The 16,317-nt window shown below is 71.4% G+C and carries 16 protein-coding genes; 6 read left to right on the forward strand and 10 right to left on the reverse strand.

Annotated elements, in window-relative coordinates; translation table 11 throughout:
- Positions 1 to 82 precede the first annotated feature (82 nt).
- A complete protein-coding gene (locus BFF76_RS09650; RefSeq protein WP_065848011.1) occupies positions 83 to 442 on the reverse strand; it encodes an arsenate reductase family protein in 360 nt (119 codons plus the stop codon).
- Positions 443 to 561: 119 nt separating this feature from the next.
- Here BFF76_RS09650 and BFF76_RS09655 point away from each other — a divergent pair, with 119 nt between their 5' ends.
- From BFF76_RS09655 to BFF76_RS09670, 4 genes are all read left to right on the forward strand, one after another.
- The gene (locus BFF76_RS09655; protein WP_053928428.1) at positions 562 to 831 is read left to right on the forward strand and encodes a hypothetical protein; all 270 of its coding nucleotides are present in this window, start codon (positions 562 to 564) and stop codon (positions 829 to 831) included.
- Between the two features lie 258 nt (positions 832 to 1,089).
- Positions 1,090 to 1,953, forward strand: a complete 864-nt coding sequence (locus tag BFF76_RS09660) for a HalD/BesD family halogenase (RefSeq protein WP_065848012.1) — start codon at positions 1,090 to 1,092, stop codon at positions 1,951 to 1,953.
- A 55-nt stretch (positions 1,954 to 2,008) separates the two neighbouring features.
- Positions 2,009 to 2,815 (forward strand): class I SAM-dependent methyltransferase, encoded by an 807-nt coding sequence (locus BFF76_RS09665; protein WP_031093785.1) that lies wholly within the window; start codon positions 2,009 to 2,011, stop codon positions 2,813 to 2,815.
- Between the two features lie 36 nt (positions 2,816 to 2,851).
- Positions 2,852 to 4,663: a choline/carnitine O-acyltransferase gene (locus BFF76_RS09670; protein ID WP_065848013.1), complete on the forward strand. Its 1,812-nt coding sequence runs from the start codon at positions 2,852 to 2,854 to the stop codon at positions 4,661 to 4,663.
- A gap of 167 nt (positions 4,664 to 4,830) precedes the next feature.
- Here BFF76_RS09670 and glnA read toward each other — a convergent pair whose 3' ends face one another.
- Positions 4,831 to 6,240, reverse strand: a complete 1,410-nt coding sequence (gene glnA / locus BFF76_RS09675; RefSeq protein ID WP_031093781.1) for a type I glutamate--ammonia ligase — start codon at positions 6,238 to 6,240, stop codon at positions 4,831 to 4,833.
- A 221-nt stretch (positions 6,241 to 6,461) separates the two neighbouring features.
- On the opposite strand from glnA, the gene BFF76_RS09680 reads away from it, so the two are divergent.
- Entirely contained in the window at positions 6,462 to 6,929 is a 468-nt protein-coding gene (locus BFF76_RS09680) for an RDD family protein (protein ID WP_078850593.1), read from the forward strand.
- 76 nt (positions 6,930 to 7,005) lie between these two features.
- Here the strand turns inward: BFF76_RS09680 and BFF76_RS09685 are convergent, their stop codons facing one another.
- The 4 genes from BFF76_RS09685 to lipB all read right to left on the reverse strand — a co-directional run bounded on the left by BFF76_RS09685 (position 7,006) and on the right by lipB (position 10,130).
- Complete coding sequence (locus BFF76_RS09685; RefSeq protein WP_031093778.1) at positions 7,006 to 7,713, reverse strand: DUF4191 domain-containing protein; 708 nt, start codon at positions 7,711 to 7,713, stop codon at positions 7,006 to 7,008.
- 30 nt (positions 7,714 to 7,743) lie between these two features.
- Positions 7,744 to 7,944 (reverse strand): SCO2195 family GlnR-regulated protein, encoded by a 201-nt coding sequence (locus tag BFF76_RS09690; protein WP_031093775.1) that lies wholly within the window; start codon positions 7,942 to 7,944, stop codon positions 7,744 to 7,746.
- 269 nt (positions 7,945 to 8,213) lie between these two features.
- Positions 8,214 to 9,182, reverse strand: coding sequence for a lipoyl synthase (gene lipA, locus BFF76_RS09695; protein ID WP_031093773.1), 969 nt, complete (start codon positions 9,180 to 9,182; stop codon positions 8,214 to 8,216).
- Positions 9,183 to 9,311: 129 nt separating this feature from the next.
- Complete coding sequence (gene lipB, locus BFF76_RS09700) at positions 9,312 to 10,130, reverse strand: lipoyl(octanoyl) transferase LipB (protein WP_065848014.1); 819 nt, start codon at positions 10,128 to 10,130, stop codon at positions 9,312 to 9,314.
- Positions 10,131 to 10,444: 314 nt separating this feature from the next.
- On the opposite strand from lipB, the gene BFF76_RS09705 reads away from it, so the two are divergent.
- Positions 10,445 to 12,073 (forward strand): NsdA family TPR-like regulatory protein, encoded by a 1,629-nt coding sequence (locus tag BFF76_RS09705; RefSeq protein WP_065848015.1) that lies wholly within the window; start codon positions 10,445 to 10,447, stop codon positions 12,071 to 12,073.
- A 90-nt stretch (positions 12,074 to 12,163) separates the two neighbouring features.
- Here the strand turns inward: BFF76_RS09705 and BFF76_RS09710 are convergent, their stop codons facing one another.
- From BFF76_RS09710 to BFF76_RS09725, 4 genes are all read right to left on the reverse strand, one after another.
- A complete protein-coding gene (locus BFF76_RS09710) occupies positions 12,164 to 13,483 on the reverse strand; it encodes an NAD(P)/FAD-dependent oxidoreductase (protein ID WP_065848016.1) in 1,320 nt (439 codons plus the stop codon).
- Between the two features lie 184 nt (positions 13,484 to 13,667).
- Complete coding sequence (locus BFF76_RS09715) at positions 13,668 to 14,567, reverse strand: TIGR01777 family oxidoreductase (protein WP_053928424.1); 900 nt, start codon at positions 14,565 to 14,567, stop codon at positions 13,668 to 13,670.
- 114 nt (positions 14,568 to 14,681) lie between these two features.
- The gene (locus BFF76_RS09720) at positions 14,682 to 15,203 is read right to left on the reverse strand and encodes a DUF4240 domain-containing protein (protein ID WP_053928423.1); all 522 of its coding nucleotides are present in this window, start codon (positions 15,201 to 15,203) and stop codon (positions 14,682 to 14,684) included.
- Between the two features lie 83 nt (positions 15,204 to 15,286).
- Positions 15,287 to 16,255, reverse strand: coding sequence for a helix-turn-helix transcriptional regulator (locus tag BFF76_RS09725; RefSeq protein WP_053928422.1), 969 nt, complete (start codon positions 16,253 to 16,255; stop codon positions 15,287 to 15,289).
- Between the last annotated feature and the right edge of the window lie 62 nt (positions 16,256 to 16,317).

Genomic DNA, 16,317 nt, shown 5'->3' on the forward strand with positions numbered 1-16,317 from the left:
GGTTCGACTCCTGGGCGGCCAGGCCGGCGCTCACCCGGCGCGCGGGGAGCCCGGGTACGGCTGGGCCCGGTGTCCCTCCTTCTCACCGCCCCATCGCGTCCCGCACCGCCTCGTCGGTCCTCGCCACCACGGCCGAACCGTCCTGCGCGGTGATGATCGGGCGCTGGATCAGCTTCGGGTGCCCGGCCAGCGCCGTGATCCACCGCTCGCGCGAACCGGCGTCCTTCGCCCAGTCCTTGACCCCGAGCTCCTTCGCCTCGGCCTCCTGGGTCCGGGTGATGTCCCACGGCTCCAGCCCGAGACGGTCGAGCACGGCCCGGATCTCCTCGGGCGTCGGCACGTCCTCCAGATAGCGGCGGACCGTGTATTCAACACCCTCCGCGTCGAGCAGACTCACCGCGCTGCGGCACTTGGAACAGGCGGGATTGATCCAGATCTCCATGCGGCCCAGGGTACGGGAGGGAACCTCGAAATAGGCTCTGGCCAGGGGCGATTGTCAGTGGTGAGCAGTAGAATGGGGGGAGTTCGTGAGGGTTCCACCACCGTGCCAGGAGGTTGCCGATGGCCGTCGCCACAGTCACGACCGAGCCGCTCCACAAGCCACTGCGGAAGAAGCCGCTCCCCGCGGGCCGGCCCCGCGAGTGGTACGTCTCCCACAACCGTCGTCTGAAGGCCATGCGCCTGGCGATCGCCCTGCTCGACACCGGCGTGTACCAGCCGTCGAGCGCCGACAACCGCCGTATCCGAGCGGAGGCGGACCGCCTCGCCATCCACCCGCCGTCCGACACCACCTGCCGCATGGTCCGCACCCTGATCCGCTACGGCCGCTGACCCGTCCGCCTGTGCCCCCGGGAGATCCGGGGGCACAGGCGGGGATCCCGCTGTCTGTGCCCCCGGGGGCAGTGGCCGTACGGGGCGCACCGTCGTCCACCGGCACCGAGCACACCGCCTTCCTCTGCTCGTCCGGTCCGGAAGTGTGCTCGTCCGGTCCGGAAGTGTGACGAGTCACAGACAACGCAGCGGCGCTGTGGGAACTTCAACTCTGTTACTCGTCAGTTAAGTTACCGACGTGCGCGTGGAGAGGGTCAGATGAGCACTCTGCAAGCCATCACGCTCGACCAGGTGGTCGACACCGACCGCTACCCCCTGTCGGACCCAGGAAGTGCCGAGATCCGGTCAGTGGTGGCACGGGCGAGACGCGAACTCGCTACGGTCGGCTGCACCGTACTGCCGGACTTCGTACGCCCGTCGCTCCACGAGACGCTGCGCCAGGAGTGCGCCGCCCTCGCCCCCCAGGCCTACTACGACGTCGAGACGGTCAACGTCTACAACATCCCCGTGGACGCGGACCTCCCCGAGGGCCACCCCGGCCGCCGCACCCTCCAGCGCGGCAACGCGTTCGTAGCACGCGACCGCATTCCGCACGGTGCCCTCATCGCCCGGCTCCACGGGCACACGATGTTCCAGCGGCTCGTCGCCGAGTGCTTCGGGCTGCCGCAGCTGCACGAGCTCGCCGACCCGCTCTCCGGGCTCGTGCTCAACGTCGTACGGCCGGGCATGGAGCACCCCTGGCACTTCGACACCAACGAGTACACAGTCAGCATGCTCACCCAGCAGGCCCAGGAGGGAGGCGAGTTCGAGTACTGCCCGAACATCAGGTCCGCCGAGGACGAGCGCTTCGACGCCGTCCGCGACGTGCTGGACGGCAGCGCCCGGGGCGACCGGCTGCCGCTCCGGCCGGGCGACCTCCAACTGTTCAAGGGCCGTTACTCGCTGCACCGCGTCAGCCCCGTCCGGGGCGACGTCGCACGCCACTCGGCGATCTTCGCCTACAGCGAGCGACCCGGTGTCATCGGCAGCGTTTCACGTACACGGCAGCTCTTCGGCCGTGTCCTGCCCGAGCACCTGGCCGCGGAAGGCCGTGCCGTACGGAGTGACCGGCTGCTGGACTGACGGCGGCACGCAGACAGACCCCGCCCCGCACGCCTTCCCCCAAGGAGCAGGCCCCTTGCGTCTCGACGCGTCCGGAAAAGTCTCGCTGGACCACATCTACACCGCGCCCGACCCACGCACGTACTTCCAGGTGCTCCGCCCGCTCGGCTACCGCGTCCCCCAACTGGCCAAGCCCTACTTCGAGAAGCTCATCAAGGAGTACCGGGAGACCGAACAGGTCGCGGTCCCACGTGTGCTGGACATCGGCTGCTCGTACGGGATCAACGCCGCCCTGCTGAAGTACGACCTCACGATGGACGAGCTGTACGCGCGCTACGACGGCACCGGCCCCTCCTCCCGTGCCGGACTGCTGGCACGGGACCAGGACCTCTCCCGCTCCCGCAGCCCCGCGCACGGACTCCGCTTCACCGGCCTGGACGCCTCCGCCGGCGCCCTGGCCTACGCACACGAGGCCGGGTTCCTCGACGGCACCGTCAACGCCGACCTGGAAGCGAACGACCCCACCCCCGCCCAGCGGGACCTGCTCGCCGGGACGGACCTCGTGATCTCGACGGGCTGCATCGGCTACGTCACCGAGCGCACCCTCGCCCGTGTCGTCCGCGCACAGGACGGCCGCCTCCCCTGGATGGCGCACTTCGTGCTGCGGATGTTCCCCTTCGAGCCCGTCGAGGCCGCCCTGGACGAGCTGGGCTACCGGACGGTCCGGGTCGACGAGGTCTTCAAGCAGCGACGGTTCGCAGGGCCGCAGGAACAGCGAGGCGTCCTGGACAGCCTGGCCGCAGCCGGCGTGGACGCGTGCGGCCTGGAGGAGGACGGCTGGCTCTACGCTCAGCTCTACCTCTCCAGGCCGCAGCACGGATAGCCCCTCCCATCCCCACTCACCGAGAAGAGAGCCGCATTGAACGTCAGTCAGGAAGCAGCAGCCGAAGCGACCTTCGCCCGTGAAGGCAGTCTTCCGCGCGTGCCGCTGCCCACGCTCGAAGCGAGCTGCGAGAGGTTCCTCGCCTGGTGCGCACCGCTGCTGACCGCAGAGGAGCGGGCGGCGACGGAGGCCGAGGTCACCGCCTTCCTGCGGCCCGGGGGCCCCGGCCGGACCCTGCACGCGGCGCTGGAGGAGTACGACGCGACGGAGGGTGTGCACAGCTGGCTCGACACCTTCTGGCCGTACCGCTACCTCGGACGCCGGGACCGCATCGCGCTCAACGCCAACTTCTTCTTCCTGTTCCAGGACACGGGCCAGGGGCAGCTCGACCGGGCCGCCGGCCTCGTCGCGGGCGCGCTGCACTACAAGCGGCAGCTCGACGAGGGGCTGATCGCGCAGGTCGAGCAGCGCGGCGTGCCCCAGTCGATGGTGCAGAACGCGTACCTCTTCTCCACGACCCGCATCCCCGGTGTGCCGCTGGACACCGTGCGTGCCCCGTACAGCGATCAGGAGCCCGGACCGTCCACGGCCCGGCACATCGTGGTGTTCTTCCGGGGCACCATGTTCCGGCTGGACGTGGTCGGCCCCGACGGCGTCCCGCACAGCCTCGACGAGATCGAGGCCGGGCTGCGCGCCGTCACCAAGGCCGACGTCCACACGGCCGATGAGGACCGCGCCGGTCACCTCACCACCATGGCGCGGGCGGAATGGGCGGCCGCCCGTGCGTCCCTCGTCGACGGTCACCCCGGAAACGCCCGGACGCTGGACGACATCGAGACCGCTCTCTTCTGCGTCTGCCTGGAGGACTTCTCACCCGAGGACACCCAGACCGCCTGCGACGAACTTCTTCACGGAGACCGCGGCAACCGCTGGTTCGACAAGGCCGTCTCCTTCGTCGTCTACGAGGACGGCCGGGCCGGCATCAACGTCGAGCACTGCGAGCTGGACGGGACGACCATCCTCAGCTTCACCGACGCCCTGCTCGGCACCCCGCCCGAAGAGCACTCCATCCGGTCCGGAGCGCGCTCCCAGGGCGAGCCGGTGCCCCGCCCCCTGGCCTTCGAACTGGACGCACCGCTCCGGGCGCAGGTGCGCTCGGCGGCCGAGGCGTTCGCCGCGTACGGGAACGACACCGCCACCCGCACCGTGTCCTTCGGCGACTTCGGCAGCACGGCTGCCAAGGCGCTCGGAGTGTCCCCGGACGCCTTCGTCCAGGCCGCGTACCAGCTGGCGCACCAGCGGGCCAAGGGCCACCTGGGAGCCACGTACGAGTCGATCGCCACCCGCCAGTACCGTCACGGGCGCACCGAGGCGATGCGCGTCGTCACCCCGGAGACGCCGGTGTTCGTCGCGGCGATGGACGACCCCACCGCCGACCGCGACACCCGCCGCGCCGCCTTCCGGGCCGCCGCGTCCGCCCACGTGACCCGCGCGAAGGAATGCCAGGCGGGCGGGGCCCCGGAGCAGCACCTCTGGGAGCTGGAACTCATCCAGCGCCGCCGCGGCGGCGAGCTCGGCATCGACGAACAGCCCGCCCTGTACCGCTCCCCGGGCTGGCTCACCATGCGGGACGACTACCTGAGCACCAGCTCGGCCCCGTCGGAGAACATCCAGTACTTCGGCTTCGGCTCGACGAGCAGCAAGTGCATCGGCATCGCCTACGTCCTGCTGCCGGACCGCTTCAACCTCTACCTGAGCACCCCGCGCGCGGTGGCAGGCCAGATGCACGCCTTCGCGGAACACCTCCGCGAGGCGGTCGCGGAGCTGCGCGGACTGCTGGCGGACTGACCCGGGGCAAGAGGGAGGGGGAGGCCGGTGCGCCCCCTCCGGAGCCGGAACAAGCAGAGCGAGGGTCGTTACCCCGGTCATGGGGTAACGACCCTCGCTCCGCGTTTCTGGCGTCACGTCAGTGGATCGGCCGGGCGGTGCACTGCCCGGGTCACCGACCCCACGGTTTAGATGTCGAAGTACAGCTCGAACTCGTGCGGGTGCGGACGCAGCTGGATCGGGGCGATCTCGTGGGTGCGCTTGTAGTCGATCCACGTCTCGATCAGGTCGGGCGTGAAGACGCCGCCGGCCTGGAGGTACTCGTGGTCGGCCTCGAGCGCGTCGAGGACCGCCGGGAGCGAGGTCGGGACCTGCTGGACGCCCGCGTGCTCCTCGGGGGCCAGCTCGTAGAGGTCCTTGTCGATCGGCTCCGGGGGCTCGATCTTGTTCTTGACGCCGTCCAGGCCGGCCATCAGCAGGGCCGAGAACGCCAGGTACGGGTTCGAGGACGGGTCGGGAGCGCGGAACTCGACGCGCTTCGCCTTCGGGTTGGAGCCCGTGATCGGGATACGCATCGCGGCGGAGCGGTTGCGCTGCGAGTACACCATGTTGACCGGCGCCTCGAAGCCCGGGACCAGACGGTGGTAGGAGTTCACCGTCGGGTTGGTGAACGCCAGCAGCGACGGGGCGTGCTTCAGGATGCCGCCGATGTAGTAGCGCGCCATGTCCGAGAGGCCGGCGTAACCCTGCTCGTCGTAGAAGAGCGGCGTGCCGCCCTGCCACAGCGACTGGTGCACGTGCATGCCCGAGCCGTTGTCACCGAAGATCGGCTTCGGCATGAAGGTCGCGGTCTTGCCGTTGCGCCACGCGACGTTCTTCACGATGTACTTGAAGAGCATCAGGTCGTCGGCCGCGGCGAGCAGCGTGTTGAACTTGTAGTTGATCTCGGCCTGGCCCGCGGTGCCGACCTCGTGGTGCTGGCGCTCGACCTGGAGGCCGTTCTTGTCCAGCTCCATGGAGATCTCGGCGCGCAGGTCGGCGAAGTGGTCGACCGGCGGGGTCGGGAAGTAGCCGCCCTTGTAGCGGACCTTGTAACCCCGGTTGTTCTCGACCGCACCGGTGTTCCAGGCGCCGGCCTCGGAGTCGATGTGGTAGAAGCTCTCGTTCGCCGACGTCTGGAAGCGGACGTTGTCGAAGACGTAGAACTCGGCCTCGGGGCCGAAGTACGCGGTGTCGGCGACGCCGGTCGAGGCGAGGTAGGCCTCGGCCTTCTTGGCCACGTTGCGCGGGTCACGGCTGTACTGCTCGCCGGTGATCGGGTCGTGGATGAAGAAGTTGACGTTCACCGTCTTGTCACGGCGGAACGGGTCGACACGGGCCGTGGACAGGTCCGCGCGGAGGGCCATGTCGGACTCGTGGATGGCCTGGAAGCCGCGGATCGACGAGCCGTCGAATGCCAGTTCCTCGGCCGGGTCGAAGGTCGCCGCGGGGATCGTGAAGTGCTGCATCACACCCGGCAGGTCGCAGAACCGGACGTCGACGAACTTGACGTCGTTGTCGGCGATGTACTTCTGGACTTCGTCGGCGTTCTGGAACATCCAACTCCTCCTACTCCCGACCCGGGAAAGGGCGGGGTTGCAGCTCGTCTGTGTGGCCAGTGCGGTGGCACACGCTGGACCGACCATAGGCAGGCGGGATTTCTCCAGCATGACCCATTTGTTTCGCACAAGTTAACCAGCCCGGTTGCCTGCGGCACCTCGGCGACGTGTTCCGTGCCCCGCCCGGCCAGGTGCAAACGTGGGCGCAGTACCGTGGACGGGTGGACAACAGGCAAGCAATCGGATCGTGGCTCTCGGGGCCACGCGCGGCAGCCGAGGAGATGGGCGCCGACTTCGGTTACCGGGGCGAGCGCCTCGGTCTGCCCCAGGAAGGCCCGGGGTCCGTGGCCCCGCTCGGCCGGCGCTTCGGGGCCCTCTTCATCGACTGGGCCGTGTGCATGGTCATCGCATACGGACTGCTCGCTCGCGGTGACCAGCAGGCCGCCGGCAACTGGGCGCTCGGCGTCTTCCTCGTCATGAGCCTCCTCACGGTCGGAACTGTCGGTTCCACCCCGGGCAAGCGGCTTCTGGGCCTTCGGGTCATCGCCGAGGACGGCGGACGGCTCGGTGTCGTACGGGTCGTCCTGCGGAGCGTGCTGCTCCTCCTGGTGGTCCCGGCTCTCGTCTGGGACCGCGACAGCCGCGGCCTCCACGACCGGCTGGCCCGCGCCGTCCAGGTCAGGATCTGAGACACCTCCCGCAGGCGGCGGACACACGAAGAGGGCGGCCCCCGNNCCGGGGGCCGCCCTCTTCGTGCGCGTGTGGTCAGCGCATCTTTCCGCCGCGCGGCATGCGCATCCCCTTGGGCATGGGCCCCTTCGGCAGCGGCATGTTGCTCATCAGGTCGCCCATCGCCCGGAGCCGGTCGTTGGCCGCCGTCACCTGCGGGCCGGTCAGGACGCGCGGGAGCTTCAGCATCGTGGTGCGCACCTTCTTCAGCGGCACCTGGCCCTCGCCGTCGCCGACGATGATGTCGTGCACCGGCACGTCGACGACGATGCGGGCCATCCGCCTCTTCTCGGCCGCCAGCAGGCTCTTCACCCGGTTCGGGTTGCCCTCGGCCACCAGCACGATGCCCGCCTTGCCGACCGCCCGGTGGACGACGTCCTGGCTGCGGTTCATCGCGACCGCCGGGGTCGTGGTCCATCCGCGGCCCACCCGGTCCAGCACCGCCGCGGCCGCGCCGGGCTGTCCCTCCATCTGGCCGAAGGCCGCGCGCTCGGCACGTCGTCCGAAGATGATCGCCATCGCGAGGAAGGCCAGGACGAATCCCAGGATGCCCGCGTAGACCGGATGACCGATCAGGAAACCGATTGCGAGGAGGACACCGAAGGTGATGATTCCCACACCCGCGACGACGAGACCCACCTTGGGGTCCGACCGCCTGGTCATCTTGTAGGTCAGGGCGATCTGCTTGAGCCGCCCCGCGTTCTCGGCGCTGTCCGCGCCTTCAGTGTTTGCCTTCCTCGCCATGTACGGAAGTTTACGTGGCCCGGGAGTCACCTAGGAACGGTGGTCGGCCACAGCCTTCAGCACATGCTCGGCCTCGACCCGGTCCTGGGCCCGGCGGCGGTCCTCGAGGACGGCCGTCCAGGCGTTGCGGCGGGCGGTGCGCTGGCCGCTGCTCATCAACAGCGACTCGACCGCGCGGAGCGCGGTGGTGACGGTCGGGATGGCAGTGGCTCGGACCGGTGCGGCGTGCATCTTGGGTGTTCCCCCTCGGAGCGGATGCGCGCGTCCGGCGCGCACTGGGTAGCGGGAAGCAATGACGACGGGGCTGCGGGAGCCACCGCGTATGTACCTAGGGTCACTGCTCGGTGTTACCAGTGCATGACCGGTCGGTCAAACACCAATGAAACTCTGATTTCGGTGCCGCGCACGCCGACGCGGCCCATACGGGCCCCCGACCTGCGGGGGACGTACGGGCCGCGTCGCTGCGGCTACTACTGTTCAGTAATCTCTTGTGCGCCGATTCACACGGCGGATGCGGCCCCGGCGGCCGCGCCGCGCCGCTCCATCGCCTGCTGGAAGAGACGTCCCGCGCGGTACGAGGAACGCACCAGCGGTCCCGACATGACGCCGGAGTAACCGATCGCGTCGGCCTCGTCCTTCAGCTCCACGAACTCGTGCGGCTTCACCCAGCGCTCGACCGGGTGGTGCCGCGCGGAGGGCCGGAGGTACTGCGTAATCGTGATGAGCTCGCAACCCGCGTCGTGCAGGTCCTGGAGCGCCTCGCTGACTTCTTCGCGGGTCTCGCCCATGCCGAGGATCAGGTTGGACTTCGTCACCAGGCCGGCCTCACGGGCCCGGGTGATGACCTCCAGGGAGCGCTCGTACCGGAAGCCGGGCCGGATCCGCTTGAAGATCCTCGGGACCGTCTCGACGTTGTGCGCGAGCACCTGGGGACGCGAGGAGAAGACCTCGGCGAGCTGCTCGGGCTCCGCGTTGAAGTCGGGGATGAGCAGCTCCACCTTCGTGGCGCCCCCCTCCCGTCCCGCGGTCTGGGCGTGGATCTGGCGCACGGTCTCCGCGTACAACCACGCGCCGCCGTCCTCCAGGTCGTCGCGTGCGACGCCGGTGATCGTGGCGTAGTTCAGGTCCATCGTCACGACGGACTCGCCCACGCGGCGGGGCTCGTCACGGTCCAGCGCCTGCGGCTTCCCCGTGTCGATCTGGCAGAAGTCGCAGCGCCGGGTGCACTGGTCGCCGCCGATGAGGAACGTCGCCTCGCGGTCCTCCCAGCACTCGTAGATGTTCGGGCAGCCGGCCTCCTGGCACACCGTGTGCAGGCCCTCGCCCTTCACGAGCGCCTGCATCTTCGTGTACTCGGGGCCCATCTTCGCCCGGGTTTTGATCCACTCGGGCTTGCGCTCGATGGGGGTCTGGCTGTTTCGGACCTCCAGGCGCAGCATCTTGCGCCCGTCGGGTGCGACACCGGACACTCCGGCACCCCTTTGCTTTCGCTGCATTGGATTCTTCGGCGAACACCAGGGTACGCCCGTGGTTAGAACGGTCTTGCGTATGGCCAACCTGTGGCCGACAGGCCCTATTCCGAGGGGCCGTCGGGAGCCTCAGGCAGGGGCCGCCGTCTTCGGGGGCTGCTGGGCCCCGACGAGGCGGGGTGCGAGCTCCGCGTGCTCGAGGATGTCCCGCAGGTGCTTCTCGGCGACCGGGAGCACCTCGGCGATCGTGATCTCGCGGCCCAGTTCGTACGAGAGCGAGGTCACGCCCGCGTCCCGGATGCCGCACGGCACGATCCTGTCGAACCAGGTGTTGTCCGGGTTCACGTTCAGCGCGAAGCCGTGCATGGTCACGCCCTTGGCGACCCGGATGCCGATCGCGGCCAGCTTGCGGTCCTCGCGGCGCTGGCCGGCGTTGGACGGCGCGTACTCGGGACCGTTCAGCCGGGGGTCGAACTCCTCGTCGTCCAGCCGGGGGTCGAAGTCGAGGGAGAGCCCCCCGGACGCGGGGCGGTCCTCGACCGGGTCGCCGAGGACCCAGACACCGCTGCGGCCCTCGACCCGGCTGGTCTCGACGCCGAACTCGGCGGCCGTACGGATCAGGGCGTCCTCCAGGCGGCGGACATGGGCGACCACGTCCACCGGGCGGGGCAGCTTCATGATCGGGTAGCCGACGAGCTGGCCCGGGCCGTGCCAGGTGATCTTCCCGCCGCGGTCGACGTCGACGACGGGGGTGCCGTCCAGCGGGCGTTCGCTCTCCGTGGTGCGGCGCCCCGCCGTGTATACGGGCGGGTGCTCGAGGAGCAGGCACGTGTCGGGGACGGTGTCCTCGAAGCGGGCGGCATGGACCTCGCGCTGCTTCTGCCATGCCTCCTGGTAGTCGACGGCTTCCTCGCCGAATCCCAGACGGACGAACCGCAGCTCACTCACTCGGGTGCCTCCCTACTCGCGGTGCCGGAGGGCCGGGGGGTGTCCCCTGCGCCACGTCACCATGCACTGATGTGCGCCCCCGGCCACTGTACGACCGCTCCGGGGAGCGAAGCCCGGCAGGTTGTGCGCAGGCGGATTCTGTCAGCGATCCGACAATTCTCACACGATCGGATGAATGTGGAGCGAAGCTCCTCGGCGGCGCAGCCGGGCCGGTTAAATTCGCGCCGTTCCATGACGGGCTCGCCCGCTCCCAGCCGTGGGGGAGCCCGTGAGGGCCGCCCGCCCGGCGCCGAAGGCAGGAGACCTTACAGCTGATGTCGGACCGACCTCCGCAGCGCACCCCGAACCGGCGGCTCGCTGCCCTCATCGCGGAGGCCGGGTTCTCCCATGCGGGCCTGGCCCGCCGGGTGGACCAGCTGGGCCTCGAACACGGGCTCGACCTGCGATACGACAAGACCTCGGTGACCCGCTGGCTGCGCGGTCAGCAGCCCCGCGGCACCACCCCGGCGCTGATCGCCGAGGTCTTCACCAGACGGCTCGGACGCCGGCTCTCCGCGCAGGACCTGGGCCTGGACGCGTGTGCGCCCGTCTACGCCGGTCTGGAGTTCGCGGCGACACCCGCCGAGGCCGTCGACATCGTCAGCGGGCTGTGGCGGAAGGACTCGGGCAGCCATGCGGAGCTGCGCAGGATCGCTTTCACTCCCGCCGGGCTTGTCGTTCCCAGCAGGGACTGGCTGATCGGGCGGGCCGACGAGTGGGTCGGCCGCGCCGAAGCGCCGGACCGGGTGACCGGCGCCGCCGGCCTGCCCTCCCCGCGTACGCCTGCCGAGGGCCCGGGGCCCCGGGCCCTGCAAGGGCTCCACCGTGCCGGCGGGCCAGGCACCCTGCAGGCACCCGGAGCGCCCGGCACGGCGCACGGGGCGGGCGCCCACGGTGTACGCGCCGGCGGCACCCGTGGGCCGGGCTCCTCCCGTCCGCCCGCGCCGGCGGCGCCGCCCCTGGGCGTCCCGCGCCAGCGGCAGACCGAGCGCGGCACGGGCCAGCGGGTCGGCAGCGGAGACGTCGCCGCCCTGCGCTCGGTGGGCGAGCTCTTCCGCACCCTGGACAACACCTACGGCGGCGGCCACGCAAGGCAGGCCCTCGTCCGGTATCTGGAGCACGAGGCCGAGCCCATGCTCCGCGGGAGCTACGGCGAGGCGATCGGCCGCAGGCTGTTCTCCGCCGCGGCCGATCTGACCCGGCTGGCGGGATGGACCTCGTACGACATCGCGGCGCACGGCCTCGCCCAGCGCTACTTCGTGCAGGCGCTGCGGCTCGCCCAGGCCGCCGGGGACCGGGCGTACGGCGCCTTCGTCCTGATCACGATGAGCAGGCAGGCGGTCTATCTCGGGCACGGCAGGGAAGCGGTCCAGCTCGCCCGCGTGGCCCAGCAGGGCATCGGTTCCTCCGCACCACCCGTCGTCCTGGCCCTGCTGCACTCGGTCGAGGCGCGCGGGCACGGGGTCCTCGGCGAGACCCGGGCCTGCGTCGCCGCCCTCGCCCGGGCGGAACGCGCGCTGGGGACCTCCCGGCCCGGGGACGAGGTGCCGCACTGGGCCCGCTACTTCGACGAGGCCCAGCTCGCCGACGAGTTCGGCCACTGCCACCGCGACCTGCAGCAGTATCGCGCCGCCGCCCAGCACGCCGAGCGGTCGCTCCAGCTGCGCGCTCCGGCGTACGCCCGGAGCCGGCTGTTCTGCCGGGTGGTGCTTGCCTCCGCGCGGCTCGGCCTCGGCGAGCTGGACCAGGCGTGCCTGCTGGGCGCGGAGGCGGCCCAGCAGGCGGCGGAGATGCGGTCGGTGCGCGCCACGGAGTACGTACGGGACTTCGAGCGCCGCCTGGAGCCGTACCGGGACGCCGTCGCCGTACGGGGATACCGGGACCGGGTCGCCGCGCTGGGCTGACCGGGGCCCGAAGTCCGCATCGTGCCGGGCCCCCGTGATCCGGCCCGGTCCGGACGGCAGACCCTGTGCGGCCCGGTCCGGACGGCGGCCTCACGCGGCTGCGGGCAGCTCCGTCCCGTCCGCCTGCCCAGGGCGCACCCCCAGGTCCGTGAGGATCGCCGAGGCGGCGCGCGTGCCGGAGCGCAGCGCACCCTGGACCGTGCTGGTGTCGCGGTGGTCGCCGCACACGTACAGCCCGGCGAGCAGCCGGACCGGCCGTCGCGGATCGTGCGGGGGCGGCATGGCAGGCACCGCCTCCGGGTCGTGATGGGCGGCCAGCAGCTCCCAGTCGCCGGTGGGCGTGCCGTACAGCTCGGCGAGGTGCGCGCGGACCTCGCCGTCGAGGTCCTGGGGCGGGGGGCCGAGCACCGTGGAGGTGATCAGGGTCCGGCCGCGCGGGGCCCGCGAGGGGTCGACCTCGCTCATCACGGCGGTGTGCGCGACCGGCCCCGAGTGGTCCGCGTCCAGCAGCAGACTGCCCCCGGTCGGCGGTGCCGGTGCCTCACCGGTGGTGTGGTGGAGCACGGTGACCGGGTGGAACGCGGGCATGCGCAGGCCCGGCAGCAGTTCGGCGGCGGCTCCCGCGCCGGTGGCCAGCAGGAGGGACCTGCAGCCGAGTTCGCCGTGCTCCTTGGTGCGTACGGAGGTGATGTCGGCGGCCGTCACATGCACCCCGGTGCGTATGGTGCCGGGCGGCAGGGCGGCCGCCAGGAGTTCGGGCAGCGTGGCGGAACCGCCCGAGGGCACGCAGAGCCGGCCGCGCGCGTAGTCGCGGAGGGTCAGGTCGGCCATGCGGCTCGACGTGGAGAGCCCGGGGTCGCCGAGCAGCGCCGAGAGCAGTGGGTGCAGGAATCCGCCGACGACACGGGGCGGGAGGCCACGCGCCCGCAGTCCGTCGAGCGCGGCCCTGTCGGGCCGGGCCAGGATCCGGGGCTCCGGAGTGGTGGCCAGACGGGACAGCCAGGCACCGAGCCTGGCCTGTTCGATCGTCCCGCCGAGGGGCGCGCGGGGGGCGCTCGATCGGGAGCGCACAGCCCGGAGTGCGCCCCGCGCGTTCCGTACGTCTCCGGCACGGTACCGCCGCCCCCCGCTGTGGACGAGTACGCCGGGGGCGAAGTCCCGCAGGACCAGCCCGTCGAGCCCCGGTGTACTGCTCAGCTCCGGATGCGCGGAGCTGAGCAACGGGCCCAGCCGGTCGAGCCGGAACCCGTCGATGTCGTGGGTGGCCATCCGGCCGCCCACGTGCGGGGCGGCCTCCAGGACGCTGACGTCCACTCCCGCGCTGATCAGCTGGTGGGCCGCCGTCAGGCCGGCGGTCCCGGCCCCGATGATGACCACATCCGCGTGGTCTGCTGTGTGTGCCCTGAGCACGTGCCCCTCCCCGAGTCGGTGCGACTGCTGGGGAGCTATTGCCCCCGACAGGCCCCCGGAATGCCCGAGTTCGGATCGAGGCTAGGCGTATGGCCGAGACAGGCGCAGTCGCGCGCACCCAGGGCACCGGTGCACGGGGTCGCACGGCGGCCCGGCGTGGGGCCCCGGGCAGGCCAGGCGGTGGTCAGCGCAGCGCGGCGCGGATGGCGTCGTCGATCCCGGGGAAGGCGAACGCGAAGCCGGATTCGAGAAGTTGGCCGGGCAGTACCCGCTGGCTTCCGAGGACGTCCCCGGCGAACTCGCCCAGCGCGATCTTCAGCGCGGGCGCGGGTGCGGTGACAAGGGTCGGGCGCCGCAGCACCCGTCCCATGGCTGCCGTCACCTGGCCGTTGGTGACGGGGGAGGGGCCCGTCAGATTCACCGGACCGGACAGCGTCTCCGTGTCCAGGATGTGCCGGAGCGCCGCGATGTGGTCGTGCAGCGCGATGAAGCTCCAGTACTGCCGGCCGTCCCCCATCCTCCCGCCGAGCCCCGCCTTGAACAGAGGAAAGAGCCGCCCCCAGGCCCCGCCCTGCCGGGAGACGACAAGCCCGGTCCGCGCGTGGACCGTGCGTACGCCCGCCTCCTCCGCGGGCGCCGTGGCCTCTTCCCACTCCACGCACACGGACGGCAGGAAACCCTCGCCGGGCGGCGCGCTCTCGTCGACGGCACGGTCCCCGGTGTCGCCGTAGAAACCGATGGCGGATCCGGACAGCAGCACCCTCGGCGGAGTGTCCAGGGAGGCCACCGCCTCGGCGACCGCCGCCGTGCCGAGCACCCGGCTGTCGCGGATCTCACGCTTGTACGCGTCGGTCCACCGGTGGTCCCCGACCCCGGCGCCCGCGAGGTGGACGACCGCGTCGCAGCCGACCAGCCCCGCCACGTCGACGTACTGGCGCTTCGGGTCCCACTCCACCTCGTCGCCGGTGGCGGCGGGGCGGCGCACCAGGCGCAGCACCTCGTGCCCGTCGGCACGCAGCGAGCGCACGAGCGCCGCTCCGATGAGTCCGGTCGATCCGGTGACGGCGATTCGGGAGTGGGGCATGACGTCCATCCTGCCCCATGAGCCTTCGATCACGCGGGAAGCGGTGCGGGGACAGAGGTGCGGACGCCCGCCCGGACCCCGGACCGGGAACAGGTCCGGACCTCGGACCGGATCTCAGGCCGGGCCGAAGCGTTCCCGGAGCGCCGGGTAGCGTGCCGCCAGGGCCGCGTCGTCGTCGAAGCCGAAGGGCGTACCCGCCGGCTCCGCCGCCTGCGGCGGCAGTCCCAGGTCGGGGGTGACCACCCCGGTGAGCTGCTCATAGGCCTCGTCCGCGGCGTAGCCGAGGTCCTCGCCGTCCCCGTCCAGCTCCTCGTCGAAATCGTCCAGCAGCTCGGCCAGGCTGTCCGGGTCGTGCATCGCGCCCTCGAAGACCTCCCGGCCCTGAGCGATCAGCCAGCAGCGGAAGTAGTCGAAGGTGTCGTCGCCCGCCCCGCCCAGCAGCACGGCGGCCGCGCCCCACACGTCCCAGCGGTACGCGCGGTTGTAGCGGGCCTCGAAGTGCCGGGCGAAATCCAGCACGGAGTCGGGATCGAGCTGCACCAGCCGTTCGACGAGCAGATCGGCGTGGTCCTCGGGGTCGCCCTCGGCGGCCTCGCGGGTGCTGTCGATGATCTCCCAGAACTCCGTCTCGTCCATCACGGGTCCAGCATCTGCCCCGGCGGCACGCGACGCACGCTCAGACACCGAAATGAAGCCTCCGGCATCACTTCCGGGCCACTTCAGCGATAGAGGTCGCGCAGTCGTTCGGCGGTATCGGCAAAGCGTTCGCGCAGCGCGGCGGGAGCCAGGACCTCCACCTCGGACCCCAGGGGCAGCAGTTGGTCGTACGCCACCTCAGCGGACTCGACCGGCAGGACCACCGTGCGCCGGCCTTCGGCATCCGGCGGCGCCGCGACGGACAGCGCCTCGTCGGCGGCGGCACGGTCCACCGCGTGCGGCAGCCGCCGTACGCCCTCCTCCGACAGGCGTACGGTCACCTCGGTGCGCAGGATCGACCGGGCGAACTGCGCGGCCCGCTCCGACCAGAAGCGCGGCAGGTCGAAGTCCCCGTCCCGTGCGAAACGGGTCTCCGACACGGCGACGGCCGTGAAGCGGTCGATCCGGTACACCCGGAAGTCGTCCCCGGCCCGGGCGCAGAGATACCAGACCCCGGCCTTCAGGACGAGTCCGTACGGGGCCAGCTCGCGCTCCACCTCGCCTGCCGCCCGGCCGCGGTAGCGGGCCCGGACGAGCCGGTCGTCCCAGACGGCCTCCGCGACCGCGGGCAGCAGTCCGGGGGTGGCCGGATCGTGGTACCAGCCGGGGGCGTCCAGATGGAAGCGCTGAGCGGCGGTGTGCGAGGCGTCCCGGAGCGAGGGGAGCAGAGCGGCCGAGACCTTCAGCCGGGCCGCCGAAGCGGCGTCGTCGAGTCCCATCTCGCGCAGGGCGGAGGGCAGTCCGGACAGGAAGAGGGCCTCGGCCTCGTGACGGGCCAGCCCGGTGAGCCGCGTCCGGTAGCCACCCACGAGGCGGTAGCCGCCGGCCCGGCCCCGGTCGGCGTACACGGGTACACCCGCCTCGGAGAGCGCCTGGGCGTCCCGGGTCACGGTGCGCTCCGACACCTCCAGCTCCCCGGCCAGCTCGGCGGCGGTCATGGAGGGCCGGGACTGCAGGAGCAGCACCATCTTGATCAGTCGGGCAGCACGCATCCGACCATTGTGCGGCGGCCCCGGCGAGTACGGCGGGGGCGGGTACCGGGCGACCCGGTACC

This window comes from Streptomyces mutomycini, from assembly GCF_001700505.1.
GTDB lineage: Bacteria > Actinomycetota > Actinomycetes > Streptomycetales > Streptomycetaceae > Streptomyces > Streptomyces mutomycini.

What these genes read in the sequence shown, in the direction of transcription:
- BFF76_RS09655 (WP_053928428.1), top strand. Translation starts at nt 562, where the DNA reads ATGGCCGTCGCCACAGTCACGACCGAGCCGCTCCACAAGCCACTGCGG.
- BFF76_RS09715 (WP_053928424.1), bottom strand. Translation starts at nt 14,567, where the DNA reads ATGCCCCACTCCCGAATCGCCGTCACCGGATCGACCGGACTCATCGGA.
- BFF76_RS09650 (WP_065848011.1), bottom strand. Translation starts at nt 442, where the DNA reads ATGGAGATCTGGATCAATCCCGCCTGTTCCAAGTGCCGCAGCGCGGTG.
- BFF76_RS09685 (WP_031093778.1), bottom strand. Translation starts at nt 7,713, where the DNA reads ATGGCGAGGAAGGCAAACACTGAAGGCGCGGACAGCGCCGAGAACGCG.
- BFF76_RS09720 (WP_053928423.1), bottom strand. Translation starts at nt 15,203, where the DNA reads ATGGACGAGACGGAGTTCTGGGAGATCATCGACAGCACCCGCGAGGCC.
- glnA (WP_031093781.1), bottom strand. Translation starts at nt 6,240, where the DNA reads ATGTTCCAGAACGCCGACGAAGTCCAGAAGTACATCGCCGACAACGAC.
- BFF76_RS09660 (WP_065848012.1), top strand. Translation starts at nt 1,090, where the DNA reads ATGAGCACTCTGCAAGCCATCACGCTCGACCAGGTGGTCGACACCGAC.
- BFF76_RS09690 (WP_031093775.1), bottom strand. Translation starts at nt 7,944, where the DNA reads ATGCACGCCGCACCGGTCCGAGCCACTGCCATCCCGACCGTCACCACC.
- BFF76_RS09725 (WP_053928422.1), bottom strand. Translation starts at nt 16,255, where the DNA reads ATGCGTGCTGCCCGACTGATCAAGATGGTGCTGCTCCTGCAGTCCCGG.
- BFF76_RS09705 (WP_065848015.1), top strand. Translation starts at nt 10,445, where the DNA reads ATGTCGGACCGACCTCCGCAGCGCACCCCGAACCGGCGGCTCGCTGCC.